This window comes from Streptomyces prasinopilosus (assembly GCF_001419695.1).
In the GTDB taxonomy this organism is placed as follows: Bacteria; Actinomycetota; Actinomycetes; order Streptomycetales; family Streptomycetaceae; genus Streptomyces; species Streptomyces prasinopilosus.
In genome coordinates this window covers 1-5,729 of sequence record NZ_LIRG01000141.1, presented here as the reverse complement: position 1 = coordinate 5,729, position 5,729 = coordinate 1, and the positions used below count along the sequence as shown (strand labels likewise).

Here is a 5,729-nt window from a genome sequence, read left to right as displayed (position 1 = left end):
GCCTGATTCTACCCTTCCACCCAGGCCCGGCCCCGTGCAACGGCACGCTCCGTCACCGGCGGCGTCCGGGGGCGGACCGTGCCGTTGCGCGGAGCCGAACCTGGGTGGAAGGGTGGAATCAGGCACCGGCTCGGGGGACGCCCGGGGCCCCGGAGGTCCGGGGGTACGGGAGATGCCGGTGCCCCGTGCAGGCGCGGCCCGCGACGGGCCACGGCGGGAACGGCCCCGTCCCCACCCCCTGGAGGTCCCCGTGAACAGAGCCGGCGGTTGGGGAGACGACGTCTACCAGCCCGACGGGTCCGAGATCCAGGACGACGCCGGACTGCTCGACGCCGAGGACACCCTGGAGAACGACGGCGTCGACGACCCCCTCGACCGGGGCTGGTCCCCTCCCGAGCGGCCGTGGGCCGTGGAGCACCGCGGTGTGACGGCGTCGGAGCGCAGGGCGGGCGAGACCCTGGACCAGCGGCTCGCCGAGGAACTGCCCGATCTCGCCGCCACCGACGGCGACGATCTCGGTGACAGCGAGGACACCGACGGCGAGCTCCTGGACAACGAGGTCGGTGCCGTGCGCTCCGGCCGGCTCGTGGCGCCCGACGAAGGGGCGCACGAGGACGAGGAACCCGCCCTGGTCGCCACGGACGTCGGCATCGACGGGGCGGCGGCCTCGGCCGAGGAGGCCGCCGTGCACGTCGTCGACGAGGACACCCTGCCCGGCTGACCCCGCCGCTCCCCCGGCCGCCGCGCCGTCACGTCCGCCCGGACGGCACCGGCCTCCGGAGTCCTCCCCGGACCGTTCCGCCCGTCCGGGGGATCCGGTCCGCGCGGCTCGGCCGCCCCGTGTGCCGCACTCATCGTCCACCCCGTACGAGGAGCGTTCATGCAGCAGGACAAGCACCCCGACTACCACCCCGTCGTCTTCCGCGACCGGGCCGCCGGATACGCCTTCCTGACCCGGTCCACCGCGACCAGCGAGCAGACGATCGAGTGGGACGACGGTGAGACCTACCCGGTCGTGGAGGTGGAGATCTCCTCGGAGAGCCACCCCTTCTACACCGGCAGGGCGCGGACCGTGGACACGGAGGGACGCGTCGCCCGTTTCCAGCGCCGCTACGGCGGCGAAGGCCCCGGCTGAGCCGAGGACCGCGGCCGCCGGGCGTCCGCCGGCACGGCCGTCCACCGGCGGCGGCCACCGCTCGCCCGGGGCTCAGATCACGTTGAGCGCCGCCGCGCAGCCCACTCCGCCGAGCACCATGAACACGGGCATCAGTACCTTGAGCTCCACCCAGCTGCCCGCCCGGAACCGCATCGCCTTGGGCGGGCCCAGCGGGTACCAGCGCTTGCGTCCCACCGGTATGGGCCACAGGATCGGGCAGCCCGAGACGGTCAGGGCGTCGCCGATGTCGTGCACCAGCGCGCCCAGGACGATCGGCAGCCCCAGCCACAGGTACTCCTGGCCCGGTGACGTGAACAGCCAGGCGGCGCCGTGACCCGGCTGGTCCAGGATGTCCGCCAGGATCCACGAGCTGGTCGCGGCGAGCAGCCACACCAGCACGTCGCTGCCGGCCCCTCGCGTGGCCCGCCACAGCAGTCCCTCGATGGCCAGCACCATGTGGACGAAGAGGATGGCCAGCACCGCCCACCGGCCGCCCGTGATCGCCAGGACGGAAGCGCCCCCGCCGATCAGGACCGCCCACAGCCAGGTGTGGGTGAGGGTGCGGTGACCGCCGGACCGGCGCGGGTCGCCCGGTTTCCTGGTGGCCTTGTACACGGCGTACGACAGCTTGTCGACGATCTCGCACAGTCTCTTGGAGACGGGGCCGAAGGACCTCGATATCGTCGCCGCCTTGTGGTCCAGGTCCGGGGCGAGGGCGGCACCGGCGCAGATCAGGGCGCCGACCAGGAGCACCGGCCAGGGCATCGGTTCCCCGGCGGCGGTCGTCGCCGCTCCCACACCGAGCCACGCCGCGGCACCCGACAGTGAGTGTGCTGGTCCCATCATCCCCGTTACCCGCCCATTCCGGTTGTGCCGCTGTCCAGTTGACCAGGTGCGTCGACGCCCCTCCGGCGACACAGCGTAGCCTTCGCGATCTTCATACCCGAATCCGATTCCCGCGCGGGGCCCGGTGGCAGGCAAGATGGGGGCGTGACCCTCATCGATCAGCTGCCGCCGACCGCCGACCCCGACGCCCTCTACGAAGCCTTCGAGTCGTGGGCGGGGGAACGCGGTCTCACGCTCTATCCCCACCAGGAGGAGGCGCTGATCGAGGTGGTCTCCGGGGCGAACGTGATCGTCTCGACCCCGACCGGTTCGGGCAAGAGCATGATCGCGGCCGCCGCCCACTTCGCCGCGCTGGCCCGGGACGAGGTCACCTTCTACACGGCCCCGATCAAGGCACTGGTGTCGGAGAAGTTCTTCGAGCTGTGCAAGATCTTCGGCACCGAGAACGTCGGCATGCTGACCGGCGACGCGTCCGTGAACGCCGACGCCCCGGTCATCTGCTGCACCGCCGAGGTGCTGGCGTCGATCGCGCTGCGTGACGGCAGGAACGCCGACGTCGGCCAGGTCGTCATGGACGAGTTCCACTTCTACGCGGAGCAGGACCGCGGCTGGGCGTGGCAGATTCCGCTGCTGGAACTGCCGCAGGCGCAGTTCGTGCTGATGTCGGCGACGCTCGGCGACGTCTCCTTCTTCGAGAAGGATCTCGCCCGCCGCACCGGCCGCCCCACGTCGGTGGTCCGCTCGGCGACCCGGCCGGTCCCGCTGTCCTACGAGTACCGCTACACGCCGCTCACCGAGACGCTCACGGACCTGTTGGCGGCCCGGCAGGCTCCGGTCTACATCGTGCACTTCACGCAGGCCCAGGCGGTGGAGCGGGCCCAGGCGCTGATGAGCATCAACATGTGCACGCGCGAGGAGAAGGACAGGATCGCCGACCTGATCGGCAACTTCCGCTTCACCACCAAGTTCGGCCGCAACCTCTCCCGTTACGTCCGGCACGGCATCGGGGTGCACCACGCCGGCATGCTGCCCAAGTACCGGCGGCTGGTGGAGAAGCTCGCGCAGGCCGGCCTGCTGAAGGTCATCTGCGGTACGGACACGCTGGGTGTGGGGGTCAACGTCCCGATCCGCACGGTGCTGTTCACCGCGCTGACCAAGTACGACGGGAACCGGGTGCGCACGCTGCGGGCGCGCGAGTTCCACCAGATCGCGGGCCGGGCCGGGCGGGCCGGCTTCGACACCGAGGGGTTCGTCGTCGCGCAGGCCCCCGAGCACGTCGTCGAGAACGAGAAGGCGCTGGCGAAGGCGGGCGACGACCCGAAGAAGCGCCGCAAGGTCGTCCGCAAGAAGGCGCCGGAAGGGTTCGTCGCCTGGTCGGAGCAGACCTTCGAGAAGCTCATCGGTTCGGAGCCCGAGCCGCTGACCTCCCGTTTCCGGGTGACGCACACGATGCTGCTGTCGGTGATCGCCCGGCCGGGCAACGCCTTCGCGGCGATGCGCCACCTCCTCGAGGACAACCACGAGCCGCGCAGGCAGCAGCTGCGGCACATCCGGCGGGCGATCGCGATCTACCGGTCCCTGCTGGACGGCGGCATCGTCGAGAAGCTGGACACGCCGGATGCCGAGGGGCGGATCGTACGGCTCACCGTGGACCTGCAGCAGGACTTCGCGCTGAACCAGCCGCTGTCCACCTTCGCGCTGGCCGCGTTCGAGCTGCTGGATCCCGAGTCGCCGTCCTACGCGCTCGACATGGTGTCCGTGGTGGAGTCCACGCTGGACGACCCGCGCCAGATCCTCGCCGCGCAGCAGAACAAGGCGCGCGGGGAGGCGGTCGCCCTGATGAAGGCGGACGGCGTCGAGTACGAGGAGCGCATGGAGCGCCTCCAGGACATCACGTACCCGAAGCCGCTGGAGGAACTGCTCTTCCACGCCTACGACACCTACCGCAAGAGCCACCCGTGGGTCGGTGACCACCCGCTGTCGCCGAAGTCCGTGGTGCGGGACATGTACGAACGGGCGATGTCCTTCACGGAACTGGTCTCCCACTACGAACTGGCCCGGACCGAGGGCATCGTGCTGCGGTACCTGGCCAGCGCCTTCAAAGCCCTGGACCACACCGTCCCGGACGACCTGAAGTCCGAGGACCTCCAGGATCTGATCGCCTGGCTGGGCGAGATGGTGCGCCAGGTCGACTCGAGCCTGCTGGACGAGTGGGAGCAGCTGGCCAACCCCGCGGAGATGACCGCCGAGGAGGCCCAGGAGAAGGCCGACCAGGTCAAGCCGGTCACCGCCAACGCGCGCGCCTTCCGCGTCCTGGTCCGCAACGCCCTGTTCCGCCGGGTCGAACTGGCCGCTCTGGACCAGGTGGACGCGCTGGGCGAACTGGACGCCGACGCCGGCTGGGACGCCGACGCCTGGGGGGAGGCGATGGACAAGTACTGGGACGAGTACGAGGAGCTCGGCACCGGTCCCGACGCCCGCGGCCCCAAGCTGCTGCTGATCGAGGAGGAGCCGGACGACGGGCTGTGGCGGGTCCGGCAGATCTTCGACGACCCGAACGGCGACCACGACTGGGGCATCAGCGCCCAGGTCGACCTCACCGCCTCCGACGCGGAGGGCCGTGCGGTCGTCCGGGTCACCGATGTCGGACAGCTGTGACGGCGGGAGACCAGCACCCATGACGAACCCGACCGAGAGCCTCGTCTCCCTGCTCGACCTGGAGCAGATCGAGGTCGACATCTTCCGTGGCCGCAGTCCGCAGGAGTCGCTGCAGCGGGTCTTCGGCGGCCAGGTGGCCGGCCAGGCGCTGGTCGCCGCGGGCCGCACCACGGAGGGCGACCGTCCCGTGCACTCGCTGCACGCGTACTTCCTGCGCCCGGGACGGCCCGGGGTGCCGATCGTGTACCAGGTCGAACGGGTACGGGACGGCCGGTCGTTCACGACCCGCCGGGTCACCGCCGTGCAGCAGGGCCGCACGATCTTCACCCTCACCGCCTCCTTCCACAAACCCGAACGGGGGAGCTTCGAGCACCAGCTGCCGCCGGCCCGCGAGGTCCCGGATCCGGAGTCGCTGCCGACCGTCGTGGAGGAGATCCGCGGGCATCTGGGCGAGCTGCCGGAGCAGTTGGAGCGGATGGCCCGCCGTCAGCCCTTCGACATCCGCTACGCGGACCGGCTGCGCTGGGACCCGGACGAGGTCGAGGACGCCGAACCGCGCAGCGCCGTGTGGATGCGCGCGGTGGGCCCGCTCGGCGACGATCCGCTGGTGCACACGTGCGCCCTGACCTACGCCAGCGACATGACCCTGCTGGACGCCGTCCGGCTCCCGGTGGAACCGCTGTGGGGCCCGCGCGGCTTCGACATGGCGTCGCTGGACCACGCGATGTGGTTCCACCGCCCGTTCCGCGCGGACGAGTGGTTCCTGTACGACCAGGAGTCGCCGATCGCCGTGGGCGGGCGGGGTCTGGCGCGAGGGCGGATCTACGACCGTGAGGGGCGGATGCTGGTGTCCGTCGTCCAGGAGGGCCTGTTCCGGGCCCTGTAGGTCACCGGGCGGTTCACCCGGGCCGGCCGGACCGGCGGGCGGCAGCCGGCCGGGCGGCCCCTCCTCGGGCTGCCGGACCCCGGGCTGCCGGGCCCCGGTTCCCGCCGCGCCACCGGGTGAGCAGCGCGCGGAACGCCCCGCGCGGGCGCGCCTGCTTCCGGTGGAGCCGGCCGGCCGGCTCCA

5 protein-coding genes are annotated in these 5,729 nt (G+C 71.7%); 4 read left to right on the top strand and 1 reads right to left on the bottom strand.

The genetic code is table 11. The features are described from left to right. Positions 1–250: 250 nt before the first annotated feature. Positions 251–721, top strand: a complete 471-nt coding sequence (locus AOK18_RS07435; protein WP_055693807.1) for a DUF5709 domain-containing protein — start codon at positions 251–253, stop codon at positions 719–721. A 159-nt stretch (positions 722–880) separates the two neighbouring features. Then, positions 881–1,135, top strand: a complete 255-nt coding sequence (locus tag AOK18_RS07430) for a type B 50S ribosomal protein L31 (protein ID WP_055571145.1) — start codon at positions 881–883, stop codon at positions 1,133–1,135. Positions 1,136–1,207: 72 nt separating this feature from the next. On the opposite strand, the gene AOK18_RS07425 is transcribed toward AOK18_RS07430, so the two are convergent. Beyond that, complete coding sequence (locus AOK18_RS07425; RefSeq protein ID WP_055693806.1) at positions 1,208–2,002, bottom strand: metal-dependent hydrolase; 795 nt, start codon at positions 2,000–2,002, stop codon at positions 1,208–1,210. 144 nt (positions 2,003–2,146) lie between these two features. On the opposite strand from AOK18_RS07425, the gene AOK18_RS07420 reads away from it, so the two are divergent. Together AOK18_RS07420 and AOK18_RS07415 are read left to right on the top strand one after the other, a co-directional pair. Continuing rightward, positions 2,147–4,660: a DEAD/DEAH box helicase gene (locus tag AOK18_RS07420; RefSeq protein WP_055571147.1), complete on the top strand. Its 2,514-nt coding sequence runs from the start codon at positions 2,147–2,149 to the stop codon at positions 4,658–4,660. Positions 4,661–4,679: 19 nt separating this feature from the next. Then, complete coding sequence (locus AOK18_RS07415; protein ID WP_055571148.1) at positions 4,680–5,546, top strand: acyl-CoA thioesterase; 867 nt, start codon at positions 4,680–4,682, stop codon at positions 5,544–5,546. Positions 5,547–5,729 lie beyond the last annotated feature (183 nt).